The organism is Vibrio sp. 2-2(8) (assembly GCF_963888495.1).
GTDB lineage: Bacteria > Pseudomonadota > Gammaproteobacteria > Enterobacterales > Vibrionaceae > Vibrio > Vibrio anguillarum.
Genome location: NZ_CAWPJM010000044.1, coordinates 284,501 through 303,365, shown reverse-complemented (window position 1 = coordinate 303,365; position 18,865 = coordinate 284,501). Strand labels below are relative to the sequence as shown.

Annotated in this window: 20 protein-coding genes; 16 read left to right on the top strand and 4 right to left on the bottom strand. The window is 42.7% G+C overall.

The window, feature by feature from the left end; translation table 11 throughout:
- Positions 1 to 245 precede the first annotated feature (245 nt).
- The 11 genes from ccoN to ttcA all read left to right on the top strand — a co-directional run bounded on the left by ccoN (position 246) and on the right by ttcA (position 10,241).
- The gene (ccoN, locus tag AACV12_RS12515; protein ID WP_026027333.1) at positions 246 to 1,673 is read left to right on the top strand and encodes a cytochrome-c oxidase, cbb3-type subunit I; all 1,428 of its coding nucleotides are present in this window, start codon (positions 246 to 248) and stop codon (positions 1,671 to 1,673) included.
- 12 nt (positions 1,674 to 1,685) lie between these two features.
- Positions 1,686 to 2,300 (top strand): cytochrome-c oxidase, cbb3-type subunit II, encoded by a 615-nt coding sequence (ccoO, locus tag AACV12_RS12510; protein WP_013856896.1) that lies wholly within the window; start codon positions 1,686 to 1,688, stop codon positions 2,298 to 2,300.
- 9 nt (positions 2,301 to 2,309) lie between these two features.
- Positions 2,310 to 2,486 (top strand): CcoQ/FixQ family Cbb3-type cytochrome c oxidase assembly chaperone, encoded by a 177-nt coding sequence (locus AACV12_RS12505; protein WP_010320252.1) that lies wholly within the window; start codon positions 2,310 to 2,312, stop codon positions 2,484 to 2,486.
- Positions 2,483 to 3,460, top strand: coding sequence for a cytochrome-c oxidase, cbb3-type subunit III (gene ccoP / locus AACV12_RS12500; protein ID WP_013856895.1), 978 nt, complete (start codon positions 2,483 to 2,485; stop codon positions 3,458 to 3,460). Before AACV12_RS12505 ends, ccoP begins: the two co-directional genes overlap by 4 nt.
- Positions 3,461 to 3,546: 86 nt before the next feature.
- Positions 3,547 to 4,026: a FixH family protein gene (locus AACV12_RS12495; RefSeq protein WP_017042885.1), complete on the top strand. Its 480-nt coding sequence runs from the start codon at positions 3,547 to 3,549 to the stop codon at positions 4,024 to 4,026.
- A gap of 3 nt (positions 4,027 to 4,029) precedes the next feature.
- Positions 4,030 to 6,402 (top strand): heavy metal translocating P-type ATPase, encoded by a 2,373-nt coding sequence (locus tag AACV12_RS12490; RefSeq protein WP_170900410.1) that lies wholly within the window; start codon positions 4,030 to 4,032, stop codon positions 6,400 to 6,402.
- Positions 6,403 to 6,573 carry a cbb3-type cytochrome oxidase assembly protein CcoS gene (gene ccoS / locus AACV12_RS12485; protein ID WP_013856892.1) on the top strand — a complete coding sequence of 57 codons (171 nt, stop codon included), beginning with the start codon at positions 6,403 to 6,405 and terminating at the stop codon, positions 6,571 to 6,573.
- Entirely contained in the window at positions 6,570 to 7,250 is a 681-nt protein-coding gene (locus AACV12_RS12480) for a sulfite exporter TauE/SafE family protein (protein WP_013856891.1), read from the top strand. The genes ccoS and AACV12_RS12480 overlap by 4 nt, the downstream gene beginning before the upstream one ends.
- An 88-nt stretch (positions 7,251 to 7,338) precedes the next feature.
- Positions 7,339 to 8,091, top strand: a complete 753-nt coding sequence (locus AACV12_RS12475) for an FNR family transcription factor (protein WP_010320258.1) — start codon at positions 7,339 to 7,341, stop codon at positions 8,089 to 8,091.
- Between the two features lie 127 nt (positions 8,092 to 8,218).
- A complete protein-coding gene (gene uspE / locus AACV12_RS12470; protein WP_094134124.1) occupies positions 8,219 to 9,166 on the top strand; it encodes a universal stress protein UspE in 948 nt (315 codons plus the stop codon).
- 142 nt (positions 9,167 to 9,308) lie between these two features.
- Complete coding sequence (ttcA, locus tag AACV12_RS12465) at positions 9,309 to 10,241, top strand: tRNA 2-thiocytidine(32) synthetase TtcA (RefSeq protein ID WP_170900409.1); 933 nt, start codon at positions 9,309 to 9,311, stop codon at positions 10,239 to 10,241.
- A gap of 66 nt (positions 10,242 to 10,307) precedes the next feature.
- Here the strand turns inward: ttcA and AACV12_RS12460 are convergent, their stop codons facing one another.
- From AACV12_RS12460 to AACV12_RS12450, 3 genes are read right to left on the bottom strand one after another with little or no spacing between them, the layout of a single operon-like run.
- Positions 10,308 to 10,970: a DUF2987 domain-containing protein gene (locus AACV12_RS12460; protein WP_047689451.1), complete on the bottom strand. Its 663-nt coding sequence runs from the start codon at positions 10,968 to 10,970 to the stop codon at positions 10,308 to 10,310.
- Between the two features lie 2 nt (positions 10,971 to 10,972).
- On the bottom strand, positions 10,973 to 11,779 hold the full coding sequence (locus tag AACV12_RS12455) for a glucosaminidase domain-containing protein (RefSeq protein WP_094125502.1): 807 nt from the start codon (positions 11,777 to 11,779) through the stop codon (positions 10,973 to 10,975).
- Entirely contained in the window at positions 11,772 to 12,563 is a 792-nt protein-coding gene (locus AACV12_RS12450) for a membrane protein (RefSeq protein ID WP_026028002.1), read from the bottom strand. The genes AACV12_RS12455 and AACV12_RS12450 overlap by 8 nt, the downstream gene beginning before the upstream one ends.
- A gap of 319 nt (positions 12,564 to 12,882) precedes the next feature.
- Here AACV12_RS12450 and potA point away from each other — a divergent pair, with 319 nt between their 5' ends.
- The 5 genes from potA (at position 12,883) to AACV12_RS12425 (ending at position 17,934) form a co-directional block, all read left to right on the top strand.
- Positions 12,883 to 14,019, top strand: coding sequence for a spermidine/putrescine ABC transporter ATP-binding protein PotA (potA, locus tag AACV12_RS12445; protein WP_010320264.1), 1,137 nt, complete (start codon positions 12,883 to 12,885; stop codon positions 14,017 to 14,019).
- The gene (potB, locus tag AACV12_RS12440) at positions 14,003 to 14,860 is read left to right on the top strand and encodes a spermidine/putrescine ABC transporter permease PotB (RefSeq protein ID WP_026027331.1); all 858 of its coding nucleotides are present in this window, start codon (positions 14,003 to 14,005) and stop codon (positions 14,858 to 14,860) included. The genes potA and potB overlap by 17 nt, the downstream gene beginning before the upstream one ends.
- Positions 14,860 to 15,630: a spermidine/putrescine ABC transporter permease PotC gene (gene potC, locus AACV12_RS12435; protein ID WP_013856883.1), complete on the top strand. Its 771-nt coding sequence runs from the start codon at positions 14,860 to 14,862 to the stop codon at positions 15,628 to 15,630. Before potB ends, potC begins: the two co-directional genes overlap by 1 nt.
- 106 nt (positions 15,631 to 15,736) lie before the next feature.
- On the top strand, positions 15,737 to 16,771 hold the full coding sequence (locus tag AACV12_RS12430; protein ID WP_026027330.1) for an extracellular solute-binding protein: 1,035 nt from the start codon (positions 15,737 to 15,739) through the stop codon (positions 16,769 to 16,771).
- 125 nt (positions 16,772 to 16,896) lie between these two features.
- Complete coding sequence (locus AACV12_RS12425) at positions 16,897 to 17,934, top strand: extracellular solute-binding protein (RefSeq protein ID WP_013856881.1); 1,038 nt, start codon at positions 16,897 to 16,899, stop codon at positions 17,932 to 17,934.
- A gap of 31 nt (positions 17,935 to 17,965) precedes the next feature.
- On the opposite strand, the gene cobB is transcribed toward AACV12_RS12425, so the two are convergent.
- A complete protein-coding gene (gene cobB / locus AACV12_RS12420) occupies positions 17,966 to 18,703 on the bottom strand; it encodes a Sir2 family NAD+-dependent deacetylase (RefSeq protein WP_013856880.1) in 738 nt (245 codons plus the stop codon).
- Positions 18,704 to 18,865 lie beyond the last annotated feature (162 nt).

Here is an 18,865-nt window from a genome sequence, read left to right as displayed (position 1 = left end):
TCGTGTAACAAACTTCAAAGTTTTGAAATAAAAGGCCAAATCCTGAACAACTGTAAGGTTACTACTCTGTCATTGAATTGTTAATTGCAGTATAGTTGACGGTTGAAAATGCCACTTTTTTTTAAAGTCAGCAATAGATAGTAACGTTCTGATAAAGCAGTATTTCTATTGTGGATTTGGGGGGCATTACGACATGTGTCGTGTTGGAAGTAAAGTGTAGTTAATTAGAAATTGGAAGCATGCAAATGAGCCAAGAAAAGCAGCTTGAACAAAACTACAACTATACAGTTGTTCGGCAATTTACCTTAGTGACTATTCTCTGGGGTATTGTTGGTATGGCTGTAGGTGTTTTGATTGCCGCTCAATTAGTTTGGCCACAGCTAAACTTTGATACGCCGTGGTTGACGTACAGTCGCTTACGTCCTCTGCATACTAATGCGGTTATTTTTGCGTTTGGTACAAGTGCCCTCTTTGCAACATCTTATTATGTTGTTCAGCGTACTTGTCAAACTCGTCTATTTGGTGGTCCTCTTGTGCCCTTCACCTTTTGGGGATGGCAAGCCATTATTTTATCTGCAGCAATAACTTTACCTTTGGGTTATACCTCCGGTAAAGAATACGCGGAATTAGAATGGCCAATTGATATCGCCATTGCTCTTGTATGGGTATCTTATGCGATAGTGTTTTTTGGAACACTCGTCAAACGTAAGACGGCACATATCTATGTGGCAAACTGGTTCTTCGGAGCTTTTATCCTTACTGTTGCTGTATTACATATTGTAAATAGCATGGCAATCCCTGTTTCTATGGGTAAATCGTATTCAGTTTACGCTGGGGCGGTGGATGCTATGGTTCAGTGGTGGTACGGTCATAATGCGGTGGGTTTCCTGCTTACTGCCGGCTTCCTTGGTATGATGTATTACTTTGTACCAAAACAAGCTGAACGCCCTGTTTATTCATACCGTTTATCGATTGTTCACTTTTGGGCTTTGATCTCTCTTTACATTTGGGCTGGTCCGCACCATTTACACTACACTGCTCTGCCTGACTGGACTCAGTCACTTGGCATGGTGATGTCGTTGGTGTTGTTTGCTCCTTCATGGGGCGGGATGATTAACGGGATTATGACGTTATCTGGTGCTTGGCATAAACTGCGCTATGACCCAATCTTACGATTCCTCATCGTTTCATTGTCATTCTACGGAATGTCTACGTTTGAAGGACCAATGATGTCGATTAAGACAGTTAACGCACTGTCACACTACACCGACTGGACTATTGGTCACGTGCATTCTGGAGCTCTAGGTTGGGTGGCAATGGTGTCGATTGGTTCGGTATACCATTTAATCCCTCGCCTATTTAACCAAGAGCGTATGTACTCTGTTGGTCTAATCAATGCTCACTTCTGGTTAGCGACTATTGGTACGGTGCTCTACATCGTTGCGATGTGGATTTCAGGTGTTATGCAGGGCTTGATGTGGCGTGCTGTTAACTCTGACGGTACGTTAACGTACAGTTTTGTTGAGTCTGTCCAAGCCTCTTACCCATTCTATACCGTTCGATTCATTGGTGGATTTATCTTCTTAGCAGGTATGTTCCTGATGGCTTACAACACGTATAAAACGGTTTTTGCACCAGATAATAGCTTAAAAGCTATTCCTCAACCGGCATAAGGAGATGAAAGAATGAGTTCTAATAATCGCCATGAAATCATCGAACGTAATGTCGGTTTACTGGCTATTTTCATTATTTTTGCCATCAGTTGGGGAGCCTTGGTTGAGATCACGCCATTGATTTTCCAAAAGCAAACTACTGAGCCTGTTGAAAATCTTAAGCCCTACACTGCGCTGCAACTTGAAGGCCGTGATATCTATATTCGCGAAGGTTGTAACGTTTGCCATAGCCAAATGATTCGCCCATTCCGTTCCGAAACGGAGCGTTATGGTCATTATTCGGTGGCTGGTGAAAGTGTTTGGGAGCATCCATTTGTGTGGGGTTCGAAGCGGACTGGGCCTGATTTGGCTCGTGTTGGTGGTCGTTATTCTGATGAATGGCATCGAGTTCACTTGACTAATCCTCGCGAACTGGTTCCTGAATCAAACATGCCCGGTTTTCCTTGGCTAGCAAAAAATGTGTTGGACGGCAAGCTTACGCAAAGCAAACTTGAATTATTCCGTAATCAGTTTGGTGTGCCGTATACCGATGAACAAATCGCGAATGCAGCAAAAGATGTCGAAGGGAAATCAGAAATGGATGCAATCATTTCTTATCTTCAATCTCTTGGTCACGCAATGAAGTAAGGGGTAGTTATGGATATCGGTACTATTCACAGTATTTGGACCATAGTGCTGTTCGTCTGTTTTATAGGCGTAGTGTGGTGGGCCTATGGCAAAAACCGTAAAGCTCGTTTCGATGAAGCGGCTAACCTCATTTTTGCCGATGAACAGCCCAAATCCTCTAAGGAACAAGGAGTGACTAAACAATGACGACATTTTGGAGTCTATGGGTCATCATCATTACGGTGGGAACTTTGCTGGGCTGTGCGATTCTGCTCGTTTGGTGTTTAAAAGACAAAATGGGAGTGGAAGAAGGCTCGGATATGGGCCATGAATACGATGGTATTCGTGAGCTCAACAACCCTCTGCCTAAATGGTGGACCTATCTTTTTATTAGTACGTTTATTTTTGCCGCTATCTATCTGACCCTCTATCCTGGGTTAGGTAGTTTTAAAGGTGTACTTGGTTGGCAAAGTTCAGATCAAACCATTCGCTCTCTTGATGAGTCCAAAGCCTCGATTGCAAATGCGCAAAACAATAAAGTGTTAGTACAGTATGCAAAAGAGTTAGATGACGCAAACACCTACTTTGGTGAAGCATTTAAACGCTTAGCTTATACTGGCGGCGGTTCGGATTTACGCCCTATTCCTGAAATTGCAGCAGATTCTGATGCATTGAAGGTTGGTCAGCGTTTATTCTTACAAAACTGCTCTCAGTGTCATGGTTCTGACGCTCGTGGTCAAAAAGGCTTTCCGAATCTAACCGATAATGCTTGGTTATATGGTGGTGAACCAGAAGCGATTGTGACCACTATCCGACATGGTCGTATTGGACAAATGCCAGCTTGGAAAGATGTCCTCGGTGAGCAAGGTGTGAAGGAAGTGGTGAGTTATACCCTAAGCCTTTCTGGGCGTTCTGTGAACGTTCGAGAAGCGGAAGCAGGTAAAGCTCGCTTCGTCGTTTGCGCCGCTTGTCATGGTACGGATGGTAAAGGTAACCCTGCGTTTGGAGCACCTGATCTTACTGATAACGATTGGTTATTTGGTGACTCAAGAGCCGATGTTACTCAAACGGTCATGCATGGCCGATCAGGTGTTATGCCTGCTTGGAATGACATTCTCGGTGAAGATAAAGTTCAACTGGTTGCTGCTTACGTGTGGAGTTTAAGCAATACAGAGAACTAATTGCACAACAAAGGCAGCTCTTTATTAGGGCTGTCTTTCTTCTCTTTTTAATAAGCCTTCTTTATTTTGTTGTTGAGAACTTTTTTATGGTAACTCCTTGGTATAAACAATTCTGGCCGTGGTTTCTGATCATCTTACCGTTAACTGTGGTGATATGGACGATTGCAACGGTTATCGTCTTTTCTCAGAATTCAGTGTCATTGGTGACAGAGGATTACTACAAAAAAGGCAAAGGCATTAATATTGATCTATCAAAAATTAACGAAGCGAAAGCATTAAAGCTCAGCTCGGAAGTCTACTCTGAGGGTAATGATATTATCTTCAAATTTAATAAAGGTGAGCTTGAACACTACCCCGCGATTAAAATGATGTTTGCTCATCGGACACTGCCAGACCGTGATTTCACACAACTTGTCGCATCGGATGCACAAGGTATATATCGCATTACCCTGCCTGCCCCGTTACAAGGCCCTTGGTTCATCGAACTCACTCCTCACAATGAGGAGTGGTTAATCCAAGGTCGAGTAACGTTTCCAATGCCAACTTCTACTCAATTAATGAATTAAACTATGTGCAAAGCGTGTTACCACTGTGGTGAAGATGTACCAGCCAACACGGATTATAAAGTTGATATTCTAGGTGAAAGCAGAGATATGTGTTGTCCCGGTTGTGAAACCGTGGCTAAAACCATTGTAGAGAGTGGCCTAGTATCTTATTACCAATACCGAACGACCACTGCAGATAAAGTGGAGCTTGTGCCAGAGCAGCTCAAAGCACTCATTCATTATGATAATGACGATGTACAAGCAGAGTTCGTTCGTAACGACAACGAAACGTCCGAAGTAACGTTATCGTTAGAAGGTGTTTCCTGTGCGGCTTGTGCTTGGTTAATTGAAAAACAACTCTCTCATAAAAATGGGGTAATTTCGATAAGGGTCAATACCACTACCAACCGTGCTTTACTCAGTTGGGATAAGACACAAACACGACTCAGTGAATTACTCTCCACTATTCATAAATTAGGTTATAAGGCTGCCCCTTTTGAAGCAGACGCACATGAGGCAGCCTACCATCAATCAATGAAGCAATATCTTTATCGCTTGGGTATTGCAGGTCTAGCCACCATGCAAGTGATGATGCTTGCTGTGGCGCTCTATCTTGAGGTCTTCGGTGATCTTGATTCTGAGTTTCGCAATTATTTTCGTTGGGTTAGCTTGATCTTTGCAACCCCCGTACTTTTATACTCTGCCCTTCCCTTTTACCTCAATGCTTGGCGAAGCATTAGAGGCAGAACATTAGGTATGGATGTCCCTGTTTCTATCGCTCTTATTTTTGCGTATGTTGCTAGTCTTATAGCGACAGTGACTGAACAAGGCGAAGTCTTTTTTGAATCCATTTCAATGTTTACCTTTTTCTTACTGGTTGGACGATTTTTAGAGATGCGGGCGCGTAGAAAAGCCGCGGCGGCTAGCGGCAATTTACTGAAATTGATCCCTGCGGTTGCAACTACGTTGGATGGCCGTCAAGTGCCTGTAAAAACTCTAGCTCTTGGTGATCGAATTCGCGTGTTGCCTGGAGAACACGTCCCTGCTGATGGTCGAGTGTTGAATGGGCGTATTCATATTAATGAATCAATGTTGACCGGTGAATCAGTACCCGTTGTCAAAACAGTCGGTGATGCTGTTTTTGCTGGTACATTAAATGGCGATGAGTCTTTCGAGTTGGAAGTCACTGCATCTAAAGCGGATTCCGTTATTTCCAATATTGTTAGACTGCAAGATGAAGCTCAAATGTCTAAGCCTAAGATTGCAGAAATTGCTGATATTGTCGCGAGATATTTTGTGGCTGTAATTTTGATTATTGCAGCAGCCACTTGGTTTTATTGGCACCAGACAAAACCTGAAGATGCATTTTGGATCATGTTAGCGGTCTTGGTGGCAACCTGCCCGTGCGCGCTTTCTCTTGCCACCCCTACAGCCATCACTTGCGCTACATCACGAATGGGTGACTTTGGTATTTTATTGAGAAAAAACCATGTCTTTGAAACACTTTGCAAAGTTAACCATTTGATTATTGATAAAACGGGAACGTTGACCCGTGGTGATATCGAAATTAGTGACGTTGAGTTGCATGGTGATATAGACGAAAACCATTGTTTGGTGCTAGCCGCTGCTTTGGAGCATCATGCCAATCACCCCATTGCCAGAGCGTTTGCGCAATATCGTAATGACGAGTTTCGAGTTGAGCATGTGCAGAATATGATTGGGTCTGGTATTCAAGGTAAATATTTAGGCGGCGATGTTCGTATCGGCAGCGCCGAATTTGTTTTGAACGACATCAGTGATGATCGAGCAAATCGTATTTATCTGTCGCTCAACGGGCAACACATTGCGACCTTCACGTACCGCGATCCTATCCGTAGTGAAGCGAAACAATTTATCGATCGTTTCCATCAGGAAGGAATTAAGATCACGCTATTAACGGGTGACTCTCAACTTAATGCACAAAGTGTGGCCGCCGAAATGGACATCGATATTGTCGTATCGAATGCCAAACCAGAAGATAAACTGAGTTACTTAAAGTCGTTACCAGATGATGATATCACCATGATGATTGGCGATGGCATTAATGATGCGCCAACGCTTGCTGGTGCGCACTTATCAGTCGCTATGGGTGGTGGAACCGATGTCGCAAAAGCATCCGCTGATATGGTTTTACTTGGTGATAAACTCGACAGATTATTGGAAGCCAGAAGCTTAGCGTTAAAAGCTCGCAAAATCATTCGGGAAAATTTAGCGTGGTCACTTGGATACAATATTATTGTTTTGCCACTCGCCGTTGCGGGGCTGGTTGCTCCTTACATTGCCGTTGTGGGCATGTCGGCGAGTTCGATTATTGTGGTATCTAATTCTCTTCGACTACTCAAAAAGAGGGATAAGTAGATGGAAAGTCTTTATATATTGATCCCCATAGCGATCGTTTTGGTTACGATCGCCGTCATCATCTTTTTATGGGCAGTAAAGAGCGAACAGTTTGAAGATTTAGAACGCCAAGGACACAATATTTTGTTTGATGAAGATGAACTTACCTCATCAAAAGAAGAGAAAAAATGACCGCAGATTGGATTGGTGCTTTCTTTATCGGTTTACTTGGAGCTGGCCACTGTATGGGAATGTGTGGCGGAATTGCTTCTCTTTTGACCTTAGGTGAAAAACGCAGTGATCGACTCCCAATACTGCTTGTTTTTTACAACCTTGGGCGTATTGCCAGCTATATGCTGTTTGGCGGTTTATTAGGAGGCCTCGCCGCCTCGCTATCCGAATTCTCTACACTTAATCATGCGTTGATTTGGTTGAGGCTCATTGCGGCAGGCCTAATGATTGTACTTGGATTATATGTTGGGCGTTGGTGGTTTGGTCTGTTGAAGCTGGAGAAGGTTGGGCAAAAAATCTGGAGTTTTATTTCGCCTTTTGGGCAATCATTGCTCCCGCTTAGGAAAACGTGGTTCGCTCTCCCTTTTGGGTTTATCTGGGGATGGTTACCTTGTGGGCTAGTTTACTCGGTACTGACTTGGTCTGTGGTGTCCGGTAGTGCGCTGTCTGGGGCACTGGTTATGGCCTCTTTTGGTTTGGGAACCTTACCTGCGATGCTTCTTGTTGGTTACGGAGCGACCCGTTTGAAGAACATTCAACAATCATTCATATTTCGTCATTTTGCTGCGATTTTTATCATACTCTATGGTCTATACACGGGTTATGGAGCAGTGAGTATTTTATCATCTACGTGGTAGCTGTCTGATTTATGGCATCTTTTTTCGCTATCCTTTAGGGGTAATGGGTGCTAAAATATTGATGTACATCAAAAAGTGAAAGGTTGTTATGATTTCTGATAAGCCAGCGGCAAAGCGCATTCAATCTGGTGGTTGTGCAATTCACTGTCAAGATTGCAGCATTAGCCAGCTTTGTATTCCTTTTACTCTCAATGAATCTGAACTTGATCAACTTGATCAAATTATTGAGCGTAAAAAACCTATCCAAAAGGGCCAAGAGCTATTTAAAGCTGGTGACGACCTTAAGTCTCTCTACGCTATTCGCTCAGGTACAATTAAAAGTTATACCATTACTGAGCAAGGTGATGAACAAATCACTGCGTTTCATTTAGCGGGTGATTTAGTTGGTTTTGACGCGATCACTGATGATTCTCATCCTAGCTTTGCTCAGGCTCTAGAAACATCAATGGTATGCGAAATACCCTACGAAATTCTTGATGATCTTTCGGGTAAAATGCCTAAGTTACGTCAACAAATTATGCGCTTGATGAGTAATGAAATTAAGGGCGACCAAGAGATGATTCTTCTGCTATCTAAAAAGAATGCAGAAGAAAGATTGGCGGCTTTTCTTTATAACTTGTCGACTCGTTTCTCTCAGCGCGGCTTTAGCCCTAGAGAGTTTCGTCTGACAATGACTCGCGGTGATATCGGTAACTACCTTGGTCTCACTGTTGAAACGATCAGTCGTCTACTCGGCCGTTTTCAGAAGTCTGAAATCCTTAGCGTTAAAGGCAAATACATCACAATCCTTGACCATGACCAACTGATGGAACTGGCAGGCGTATCTAAAGAAACTAAGTAACTTCAATGAGGTAGCTCTTAAATGAGCTACGTCATACTTCTGTTAAAAACTCTCTTTTTTTCTAAAATTCTCGCTGGTTATGAGCTAAAGTAACTCTAACGCCCTCCTCCATAATTAAGGAGTCGATATGAGTATTTATAGCAAGATTCTGGTGGTTGCTGACATCAACCACGATGAACAACCCGCCCTTGCCAGAGCCATACAGTTAGCGCAGCAAAGCACGTCTTCTAGCCACATTACATTTTTTCTATCTATTTATGATTTCTCTTATGACATGACGTCGATGCTCTCTGTTGATGAACGTGATGCTATGCGACGTGGTGTTATCCATCAGCGCGAGCAATGGATGAGGAAAGTAGCTGAATCGTATATTGATAGTTCGATTCAATTTGAAGTAAAAGTGGTGTGGCATAACCGCCCTTATGAAGCGATTATTGCTGAGATATTTTACGGAGAACATGACATTCTGATCAAAGGGACGCGCAAGCATGATGTCCTGGAATCCGTTATTTTTACACCGACAGATTGGCACTTATTGCGTAAATGCCCAACTCCAGTGCTATTGGTTAAAAATTCAGATTGGCCACAGAATGCGAATATAATCGCTTCGGTACATGTGGGGTCAGAAAATCCGGCTCATATTGATTTAAATGATTGCATGGTTGAACAACTAAAAAGCCTCACCACTCGTTTAGGTGCGACGCCTTATCTTGTGAATTCATACCCTATTACGCCTGCGAATATTACCATTGAGTTGCCCGAGTTTGATCCAATGACCTACACTGATGCTGTTCGTGGTCACCATTTGATGGCAATGAAAGCATTGCGACAAAAGCATGGTATAGATGAATCGCAAACACTTGTAGAGCAAGGCTTGCCTGAAGACGTCATTCCTCAAGCTGCTGAAAAGCTCAATGCGGCGATGGTTATTCTTGGTACGACGGGGCGTACAGGGTTATCTGCGGTATTTATTGGCAACACGGCAGAACAAGTCATTGATAAAATTAACTGTGATGTTTTAGCATTAAAGCCGCATGGCTACGTGAGCCCTTTAGATCCTAAAACCTCTATTTAAAATGGCCCGATCTATCATCGATCCCCCTTGTCATAGACGAGGGGGATTTTTTATCTTCCTTACTTGTTAGATCTGGCATCTGCGCTATTTATCCGTATCATACGCACTCTATTTTGTTTTAAAGATTAAAGACCAGACACTGATGACTGAGCAAATTCAAGAGCGCACCAAAGCTCAACAATATAATTTCAATAAACTTCAGAAGCGTATCCGTCGTAATACGGGTCAAGCCATTGCTGACTTTAATATGATTGAAGATGGCGACCGTATTATGGTATGTCTTTCTGGCGGTAAAGATAGCTTTACCATGCTGGATACTCTAATGAGCCTTCAGAAAAGTGCCCCTGTTAGCTTTGAGCTTATTGCCGTGAATCTTGATCAAAAACAGCCCGGATTCCCTGAACACATTCTGCCGCAGTACTTAGAGCAGCTAGGCGTTGAATATAAAATTGTCGAAGAAGACACGTATTCTATTGTTCAAGATAAGATCCCTGAAGGGAAAACCACCTGCTCACTTTGTTCACGCTTACGCCGCGGTATTTTGTACCGTACAGCCAAAGAACTCGGTGCGACGAAAATTGCGTTAGGCCATCACCGTGACGACATTCTAGAAACGCTATTTTTGAACATGTTTTATGGTGGAAAGATCAAAGGAATGCCACCTAAACTTGTGTCTGATAACGGTGAACATGTGGTAATTCGCCCTCTAGCCTACTGTCGTGAAAAAGACATTATCAAATATGCGAACATGCGAGAGTATCCGATTATTCCATGTAATCTATGTGGCTCTCAGCCAAACATGCAACGTCAAAACATTAAGCAAATGCTAAATGGCTGGGATAAACAGTTCCCTGGGCGCATCGAGACCATGTTTAGTGCAATGCAAAATGTAGTGCCTAGCCATTTGGCTGATTTCAAGTTGTTTGACTTTAAGTCGATTAACCGTGATTCAGGCGTTATTAATGGCGGCGACATTGGTTTTGATAAAGAAGAGATGTCAATCCTAGCGCTCGAAGATGAGGATAGCGTTATGGAGTTTGATCCTAGTTTGAAGTTGGATGTCACCAATCTTTGATATTCCTACAAAGATAAAACGAGTAAGGGCTGCGAATGCAGCCCTATTGATATTAGCCCAACATGTCTAATGTTTCGCTTTGGGAAGATAAGGTAACACGCGAACCGTTTCTTGTGGTAACTGCATCGATCCACCTTCACCCAGTTGACTGAGATCCACTTGGGCTTTGCCATTTTCTATGTTAATGGTTTCGCCGTTACTCAACTGAATGACCGAATTCAAATTATTGGCAAATTCGAGTGTGACACCAGAAACATCGGGTGTGAACCAACTCGCAAACATCCCGCCGAGCTCTTCCAGTAATTTTTGCATCTGAGGTAATAAGATGGCGACCTGCTGGTAAGATATTTCTCCTTTGAACTGCTCTTTTGCCATAACAACAGTCGAAAAGTCACAACGCATATCTTGAGGAGTATCGACAAACACTAACGGATTCGCTTGCCGTAAATGATCGTCTAAAGGAAGTAGTAGTTCGTGGTTGCTACTGACTTTCAACGCTTCATAGTGCTTTTCTTTTTCCATCCAAGCCTTCTCTATTGGGCAGAGCTGCTTGGTATTGGCATTAAGGAAATAATAAGCGACTTTGACATTGGGGTACTCTTCTTTCACGTTATTTTTCATTGCTGAAAACAACTTGGAGTATGTAAACATATACTCTTGAGCGTTAACGGGAAATGCGTTAGCAAAGCATAACGTTGTCAGTAATAAGGTAAGCGTTCTTTTTTTCATTATTATTCTGTCCAGAAAGGCTGATTGTGACGCATCATAGATTGAAGATCTTGCACATAAGCTTCTCCGCGCTCTGAGTATTTCAGTAAGCCATTGGTCATCTCCATGGCACTGTCAGCACTCAATAAATCGGCATTATTTTTTCTTAATCGAAAACGAATCTCTCGTAAATCATGATAAGCGGAGTTGCGGTTAACATTCATGAAGTAACCGTGGATTGACTCTTGAACAGAACCAAAACTCGCCACTTCGTGTGTCATACCTTCCACTCGTTGCAAAGGTACCAACCCACACCCTACACTGTAACACCATTGACCGAAATAGTTGTTTCCTTCAGTTGCAAAGCGAGAGGTTCCCCAAGCCGATTCATTCGCTGCCTGGGTCAAGACTAACGCTTCGGGTAAAACGTCAACTCGATGCAGCATGTTTTCTAACCATGCGCTAGTGATGCCTTCTGCAGGAATCGGTACTTCATATCGCTTAGAGAGTTTTTGCGCCTCACTATAGTCACTTTTGGCTATCTGATTGCTTAGATGATGTTGTGCAATCCTCTCTAATATTTCACGCTCTCGCAAAACACGTAAATTTTCCCAAGCTATCCCTGGTTTTAAGAAAGAAAAAAAAGCATGCTTTTTCTCATTCACATCATCGATGGCTGAGAAGTCAGGCGCTTTGCCAATAGCTCTTGCACCTTGCAAAGATGGAATGTCGCTTTTGTAAGTCGTCTCAGTTGAGGTTTGCTTGACGTAATAAACGCTGCAGCTCACAACCACGAGCGAGATGGCGGTAAGTAAGATTATTTTACGCATTGAACACCTGAGAATTTGGATTATTGTCGGATTGATTAGTCGCTATGATCTTTAGTTTGATGCCAAACATATTGCGATAAATAATCCCTTTAGCATGGAAGAAGAAAGGTAATACAAAAATGAAACCTATCCCATAAAAGAGCGCGGCGGCAACGAACATCAGCATGATCACGGAATAAATCACGGCAATAGGAACGATTTTTTTATTTACTGCGCGTAAGGATAATAGCAGTGATTGCATAGGTGGAACCCGTTTTTCGCAGATCAATAAGATGGATTGGCTAAACGCAATACTCAAATACATTGATAGCAATGGGAAAATCATTCCTGCTACACCTTGCAGTAATAAGCTGAATAGCGTTGCTAAAATCACTGGGATGGTGAACTGTAATCCCTTACCTATATGTCTTGGCTGTGTTCTTAACCCAGCGACATGACTCATCGCCATTAAGCTCACGCCAGCATAAATAGGTGCACTAACGACCTCATAGCTAAAATTAGCCACAAAAATAGCTTGTACAATATTGCCTGTGAAAGCTTCTGGTGTTTCTAACGCATCCAAGATTAGTGATGGATCACCCAGTTGCAATTTTAAAGCAATATAGAAGATCGCAAGCTGCACAAATAAAAGAATCACGATGGAAGGAGAAAAGGAGATAAATTGCTTGATCGTACAATCCCATGCCTCTTTGAGCACGGCGTTGACTTTTAGCTCGTAATCTCCCTTGAGCGCATGCTCTACACTACCACCTAAATTGAAATCTTTTTCAATATCATTATTCATAAAATGTCCTAGGCAACGGAAAAGCAAGTTGCCTGTATTTGGGTCACAAAGTTATTGTCATTATACTGCAATACACTCTAGTCCAAAATCAGAAGCCTAATCTGATCTTGCATTATTATGTGTTTGGTTGATAATTAACCACTTGAAAGCATTGAACAGTTAGTTAGTTCTGTATGGTAATCAATCTTTACTGCTACCTACAAAACTTTTTCTGTATCAATATAAGAAAACGCTTTGAATTCACTCTTTTGGTGATTATGATGCGCGCCTCAATTGTGTATAGCGACAGGTCGTAAGATAGGCATCCCTATAGACCAAGGTGGGAGAAAAACAGACGTTGAACGTAAAAAAATCAGTAGGAAAACCAGTAGTTCGTCTTTCTGGTATCAGTAAAAGTTTCGATGGTAAGGAAATCATTGGCAACCTAAACCTTGATGTTAATCATGGCGAATTCTTAACGATACTTGGTCCTTCTGGCTGTGGTAAAACAACAGTACTAAGAATGATTGCAGGTTTTGAAACCGCAGATCAAGGTTCAATTACTCTTGATAATCAAGATGTTACGAAAGTTCCTGCTGAACAGAGACACGTTAACACCGTCTTTCAAAGCTATGCACTTTTCCCACATATGACAGTATTTGAAAATGTCGCGTTTGGTTTGCGTATGCAAAAAGTGCCAACGGCGGACATTGAACCCCGTGTGATGGAAGCACTGCGGATGGTACGCCTCGACGCGATGGCCCAGCGTAAACCAAGTCAACTTTCTGGTGGTCAACAACAACGTATCGCTATCGCGCGTGCCGTTGTTAATAAACCTAAGGTTCTGTTGCTTGACGAATCTTTATCCGCGCTTGACTATAAACTGCGTAAGCAGATGCAAATGGAGCTTAAGCAGCTTCAACGTCAGCTTGGGATCACCTTTATCTTCGTTACGCACGATCAAGAAGAAGCCTTATCAATGTCGGATCGCATTATTGTTATGCGTGAAGGGAAAATTGAGCAAGATGGCTCTCCACGTGAAATTTACGAAGACCCTAAAAACCTATTTGTTGCTCGCTTCATCGGTGAGATCAACGTATTTAATGCTGAAACGATTGAACGAATTGATGATAAGCGTATTCGTGCACATATCGAAGGTGTTGAAGCGGTGGTTTACCACGATCAAAATGTACAACCCGGACACAAACTACAAGTTTTGCTGCGTCCTGAAGATCTTCGCATCGAAGAGATTAAAGAGTCAGAAGAAAAAGGCATTGTTGGGCACGTGACAGAACGTACCTACAAAGGCATGACTCTAGAATCTGTAGTCGAATTGGAAGAATCAGGCATGCGCGTGACGGTTAGCGAATTCTTTAACGAAGATGATCCTGATGTGGACCATTCTCTCGGCCAGAAAGTCGCTATCACTTGGGTTGAAAGCTGGGAGGTAGTACTCGATGATGAGCAAGAAGCTTAATCTTCAAAATGCTATTATCACATTGATTGTTGGGTGGTTAGTGCTGTTTGTGCTAATCCCTAACGTTATGATCATTGGTACTAGCTTTTTGACTCGCGATGAAGCCAACTTAATTGAAATGACCTTCACGCTTGATAACTATACACGCCTATTGGATCCACTTTACGCCAAAGTGCTCATGCACTCTTTCTATATGGCAATTGTGGCTACCCTTCTCTGCTTGGTTATTGGTTATCCATTTGCCTACATTGTCGCAAAAATGCCACAAAAATGGCGTCCAATTATGCTGTTTTTGGTGATTGTTCCTTTTTGGACGAACTCTCTTATCCGTACCTACGGATTAAAAATAGTGCTGGGTACGCAAGGCATCCTAAACCAAGCTTTAATGGCTTTAGACATCATAGACAAACCACTGCGTATTATGTACACCGAGACAGCGGTAATGATTGGCTTGGTTTACATCTTGCTGCCTTTTATGATTCTTCCGCTCTATTCTGCTATTGAAAAATTGGACGATACTTACATTGAAGCCGCGCGAGATCTAGGGGCAAATAAGCTTCAAACTTTACTGAAGGTAGTATTGCCATTGACCATGCCGGGTATCATCGGGGGCTGCTTATTGGTGTTACTGCCAGCATTAGGTATGTTCTACATTGCTGACTTACTCGGTGGCGCGAAAAACCTGCTGATTGGTAACGTGATTAAGAGCCAAGTATTGAATGCTCGTGATTGGCCATTTGGCGCCGCGACCAGCATTGCCTTGACTCTGGCGATGGCTGTAATGCTTTATGCATACTATCGTGCTGGTAAGTTATTGAATAAGAAAGTGGAGCTAGACTAATGGGCAAAACAGTTAGATTTAGCTTTATGAGTTTAGTGTATGTATTTCTATACCTACCTATCATAGTGCTGATTGTAAACTCATTTAATGACAACAAATTTGGTATTAAATGGGGCGGTTTCACTACGAAGTGGTACCACGCTTTAGTTGCAAACGACAGCTTAGTTCAGGCCGCATGGCACTCGCTGAATGTAGCGGTTTTTTCAGCCACAGCAGCGACGCTGATTGGCAGTTTAACTGCTGTAGCCCTTTTTCGTTATCAATTTAAAGGTAAACGTGCAGTTAATGGTATGTTGTTTGTTGTGATGATGTCCCCAGATATTGTCATGGCAATTTCGCTACTTGCGCTATTCTTAGTGTTAGGTGCTCAGCTAGGTTTTCTTACTTTGTTGATTGCACACATTACATTCTGCTTACCTTTCGTTGTTGTGACTGTTTACAGTCGCCTCAACGGATTTGATGTAAAGATGCTCGAAGCTGCCAAAGATCTCGGTGCTGGCGAATGGGTGATTTTGACCAAAATCATTTTGCCATTAGCGAAACCGGCAGTTGCGGCTGGTTGGTTGCTGAGTTTCACACTGTCATTAGATGATGTGATCATTAGCTCGTTTGTAACTGGCCCTACTTACGAAATTTTACCATTGAAGATTTATTCTATGGTTAAAGTTGGGATTTCCCCAGAAGTTAACGCTCTGGCGACCGTGATGTTAGTTGTCTCATTGGCTCTAGTAATCACATCACAGTTGTTAGCAAGGGAAAAAGTGAAGTAGAATCGACATCTTGTAATACATTACGCGAAACAGAATGACAAATCGTCATTCTGTTTTTCTATCTAACGCCTAAAAATAGGCAACGTTTGGTTTGGAGCTAACGTCAATGAAAAAATGGGCTACTCTATTAGCTGGTAGTGCATGTGCGCTTTCTTTGTTCTCTGGAGCAGTAACAGCGGATGAAAACAAGGAACTAGTATTCATGAACTGGGGGCCGTACATTAACAGTGGTCTTCTAGAGCAGTTTACGAAAGAGACCGGCATCAAGGTCATTTATTCAACTTATGAATCGAATGAAACCCTGTATGCAAAGCTAAAAACTCACAACCAAGGTTATGATCTTGTTGTTCCATCCACCTACTTCGTTTCTAAAATGCGCGATGAAGGTATGTTACAAAAGATTGATAAGTCTAAATTAAGCAACTTTAAAAACCTTGATAACAACTATTTGAATAAACCTTACGATCCAAATAATGATTATTCAATTCCACACGTGGTTGCTATCACTGGGCTTGCGGTTAATACCGATATGTATGATCCCAATGATTTCCAAAGCTGGGGTGACCTATGGAACCCAGAGTTGAAAGGCCAGCTAATGTTGATGGATGATACTCGTGAGGTATTCCATATTGCCCTTCGTAAGTTAGGTTACTCAGGTAACACTACGGATGAAAAGCAAATTGATGAGGCCTACGCTGAGCTGCAAAAACTAATGCCCAATGTATTGGTATTTAACTCAGATAACCCTGCCGCTCCTTACCTCTCTGGTGAAGTTGGCTTAGGTATGCTGTGGAATGGCTCTGCAGCAGCGGCGCAAAAAGAAGGCTTGCCAATTAAGCTTGTTTTCCCTAAAGAAGGCGGTATCGGTTGGGTTGACAACTTTGCTATCAGTTCTGGTGCCAAAAACGTAGAAGCCGCACATATGATGATCGACTTCTTGCTACGTCCAGAAATTGCAGAACAAATTTCTCGCGACACGGGTTATTTAACTGGCGTGAAAGCGTCTAATGAGAAATTTAAAGACAGCCCTGCTCTTTTCCCATCTCAAGATGATTTAGATCGTGTTGAATGGCAATCTGCCGTTGGTGAAAAAACTGTGCAGTATGAAGATTACTTTATGAAGTTAAAAGCGGGTCAATAATTCCGCAAAAAGTATGAAATAGGCAGCACTAGCTGCCTATTTTCGTTAAAACTGGTATACTTTGCACTTTCGTATCACGCACCCTTGCCTAGTTAAGCTTTGGCACCGACTAAAATGGAAACGTAATGAAAAGCACACTGTATGCTGGCGCTATTTGCGCAGCAACTCTATTCACTACGCCTGCAATGGCTGCAGATCAAGAGCTTTATTTTTACAACTGGTCTGAATATATCCCCCACGACGTTCTCGAAGATTTCACCAAAGAGACAGGAATTAAAGTCATTTACTCAACCTATGAGTCTAATGAAAGCATGTATGCCAAGTTAAAGACTCAAGGTTCCGGCTACGATCTTGTCGTGCCATCCACCTACTTTGTTTCTAAAATGCGTAAAGAAGGCATGTTGCAGGAGATTGACCACGCTAAGCTTTCTCATTTTGCTGATCTTGATTCTAACTATCTCAATAAATCGTTCGACCCAAACAACAAATTTTCTATCCCTTATATCTGGGGCGCAACGGGGATTGGTATTAATACCGACATGCTTGATAAATCACTGATCAAAAACTGGGGCGACTTATGGGATGCCAAGTGGGAAGGTCAGTTGATGATGATGGACGATGCTCGTGAGGTGTTCCATATTGCACTGAGTAAGCTTGGTTACTCACCTAATACGACGGATCCTGACGAAATTAAAGCGGCCTATGAAGAGCTTAAAAAACTGATTCCAAACGTGTTAGTGTTCAACTCCGACTTTCCGGCAAACCCTTTTTTAGCGGGTGAAGTTTCTTTAGGTATGTTATGGAATGGCTCGGCGTATATGGCCCGCCAAGAAGGCGCTTCAATTGACATTATTTGGCCAGAAAAAGGCGCGATTTTCTGGATGGATAGCATATCCATTCCGGCCGGGGCCAAAAACGTTGATGCGGCTCATAAGATGATTGATTTCTTATTGCGCCCTGAGAATGCAGCAAAAATCGCATTAGAAATTGGTTACCCAACTCCCGTTAAAACAGCCTATTCACTGTTACCCAAATCTTTCGCCAATGATCCTAATATCTTCCCTCCACAATCTGTGATGGACAGCGGGTTTTGGCAAGATGAGGTGGGAGAAGCGAATGTGTTGTACGACGAATACTTCCAGAAGCTCAAAGTAAATAATTGATCATATTCAATGTTTAGATAACACGCCTACTCTAGGCGTGTTTCTTTTTTGGCATTTCTAACCCTAATATCTCTTCCACTAACCGCGGAACTTCAATACTGGCTTTACCGTAGCGTTTTTCCTCAAACTCACTTTCAACGGCACTCGGTTCTAAGTTGATCTCAATGGTGTGCGCGCCATGCATTCTGGCATCATGAACAAAGCCTGCAGCAGGATAAACAACACCCGATGTACCGATAGAGATAAAAAGATCAGCCGTCTCGAGTGCTGAATAAATATCGCCCATGCGCAGTGGCATTTCGCCAAACCAAACAATATGAGGTCGCATTTGAGCTGGAATTTGACAGCAATGACAAAGCTCTCCGCTCAGAATGTCGTCTTTATGCTCTATTACTTGGTTAGAAACGCTGCAGCGTGCTTTAAGCAGCTCACCGTGCATATGAATCACCTGTTTGCTACCACCCCGCTCATGAAGGTTATCAATATTCTGCGTAATAATCGTTACGTTTCCCTCTAGCTCTTGCTCTAATTTACCAAGCGCGATGTGGGCGGCATTAGGTTGTATTGATTCAGATTGGAGTTTTCGACGACGCTGATTATAGAAATCCTGTACGAGATCGGGATCACGTGCGAAACCTTCAGGGGTCGCGACATCCTCTATTTTATGGTTTTCCCATAACCCATCTTGAGCACGAAATGTTTTGATGCCTGATTCCGCTGAAATGCCTGCCCCCGTGAGGATCACGATATTCTTGTAAGGGAAATTCATACTATCTCCTTATTGCACGCTTTTTTGCTAGCTTAGCACCGATGCAATAACAACAGTAGTTTTGAGGGTTAGACCATAGTATAAAATGGCCATTGATTGCTTATTTTCTGTGACATAAACCGAGCTATGAAATAGACCGAAGTACCGCGCGGCTTCGGTCTA

What these genes read in the sequence shown, in the direction of transcription:
- ccoN (WP_026027333.1), top strand. Translation starts at nt 246, where the DNA reads ATGAGCCAAGAAAAGCAGCTTGAACAAAACTACAACTATACAGTTGTT.
- ccoO (WP_013856896.1), top strand. Translation starts at nt 1,686, where the DNA reads ATGAGTTCTAATAATCGCCATGAAATCATCGAACGTAATGTCGGTTTA.
- AACV12_RS12505 (WP_010320252.1), top strand. Translation starts at nt 2,310, where the DNA reads ATGGATATCGGTACTATTCACAGTATTTGGACCATAGTGCTGTTCGTC.
- ccoP (WP_013856895.1), top strand. Translation starts at nt 2,483, where the DNA reads ATGACGACATTTTGGAGTCTATGGGTCATCATCATTACGGTGGGAACT.
- AACV12_RS12495 (WP_017042885.1), top strand. Translation starts at nt 3,547, where the DNA reads ATGGTAACTCCTTGGTATAAACAATTCTGGCCGTGGTTTCTGATCATC.
- AACV12_RS12490 (WP_170900410.1), top strand. Translation starts at nt 4,030, where the DNA reads ATGTGCAAAGCGTGTTACCACTGTGGTGAAGATGTACCAGCCAACACG.
- ccoS (WP_013856892.1), top strand. Translation starts at nt 6,403, where the DNA reads ATGGAAAGTCTTTATATATTGATCCCCATAGCGATCGTTTTGGTTACG.
- AACV12_RS12480 (WP_013856891.1), top strand. Translation starts at nt 6,570, where the DNA reads ATGACCGCAGATTGGATTGGTGCTTTCTTTATCGGTTTACTTGGAGCT.
- AACV12_RS12475 (WP_010320258.1), top strand. Translation starts at nt 7,339, where the DNA reads ATGATTTCTGATAAGCCAGCGGCAAAGCGCATTCAATCTGGTGGTTGT.
- uspE (WP_094134124.1), top strand. Translation starts at nt 8,219, where the DNA reads ATGAGTATTTATAGCAAGATTCTGGTGGTTGCTGACATCAACCACGAT.
- ttcA (WP_170900409.1), top strand. Translation starts at nt 9,309, where the DNA reads ATGACTGAGCAAATTCAAGAGCGCACCAAAGCTCAACAATATAATTTC.
- AACV12_RS12460 (WP_047689451.1), bottom strand. Translation starts at nt 10,970, where the DNA reads ATGAAAAAAAGAACGCTTACCTTATTACTGACAACGTTATGCTTTGCT.
- AACV12_RS12455 (WP_094125502.1), bottom strand. Translation starts at nt 11,779, where the DNA reads ATGCGTAAAATAATCTTACTTACCGCCATCTCGCTCGTGGTTGTGAGC.
- AACV12_RS12450 (WP_026028002.1), bottom strand. Translation starts at nt 12,563, where the DNA reads ATGAATAATGATATTGAAAAAGATTTCAATTTAGGTGGTAGTGTAGAG.
- potB (WP_026027331.1), top strand. Translation starts at nt 14,003, where the DNA reads ATGAGCAAGAAGCTTAATCTTCAAAATGCTATTATCACATTGATTGTT.
- potC (WP_013856883.1), top strand. Translation starts at nt 14,860, where the DNA reads ATGGGCAAAACAGTTAGATTTAGCTTTATGAGTTTAGTGTATGTATTT.
- AACV12_RS12430 (WP_026027330.1), top strand. Translation starts at nt 15,737, where the DNA reads ATGAAAAAATGGGCTACTCTATTAGCTGGTAGTGCATGTGCGCTTTCT.
- AACV12_RS12425 (WP_013856881.1), top strand. Translation starts at nt 16,897, where the DNA reads ATGAAAAGCACACTGTATGCTGGCGCTATTTGCGCAGCAACTCTATTC.
- cobB (WP_013856880.1), bottom strand. Translation starts at nt 18,703, where the DNA reads ATGAATTTCCCTTACAAGAATATCGTGATCCTCACGGGGGCAGGCATT.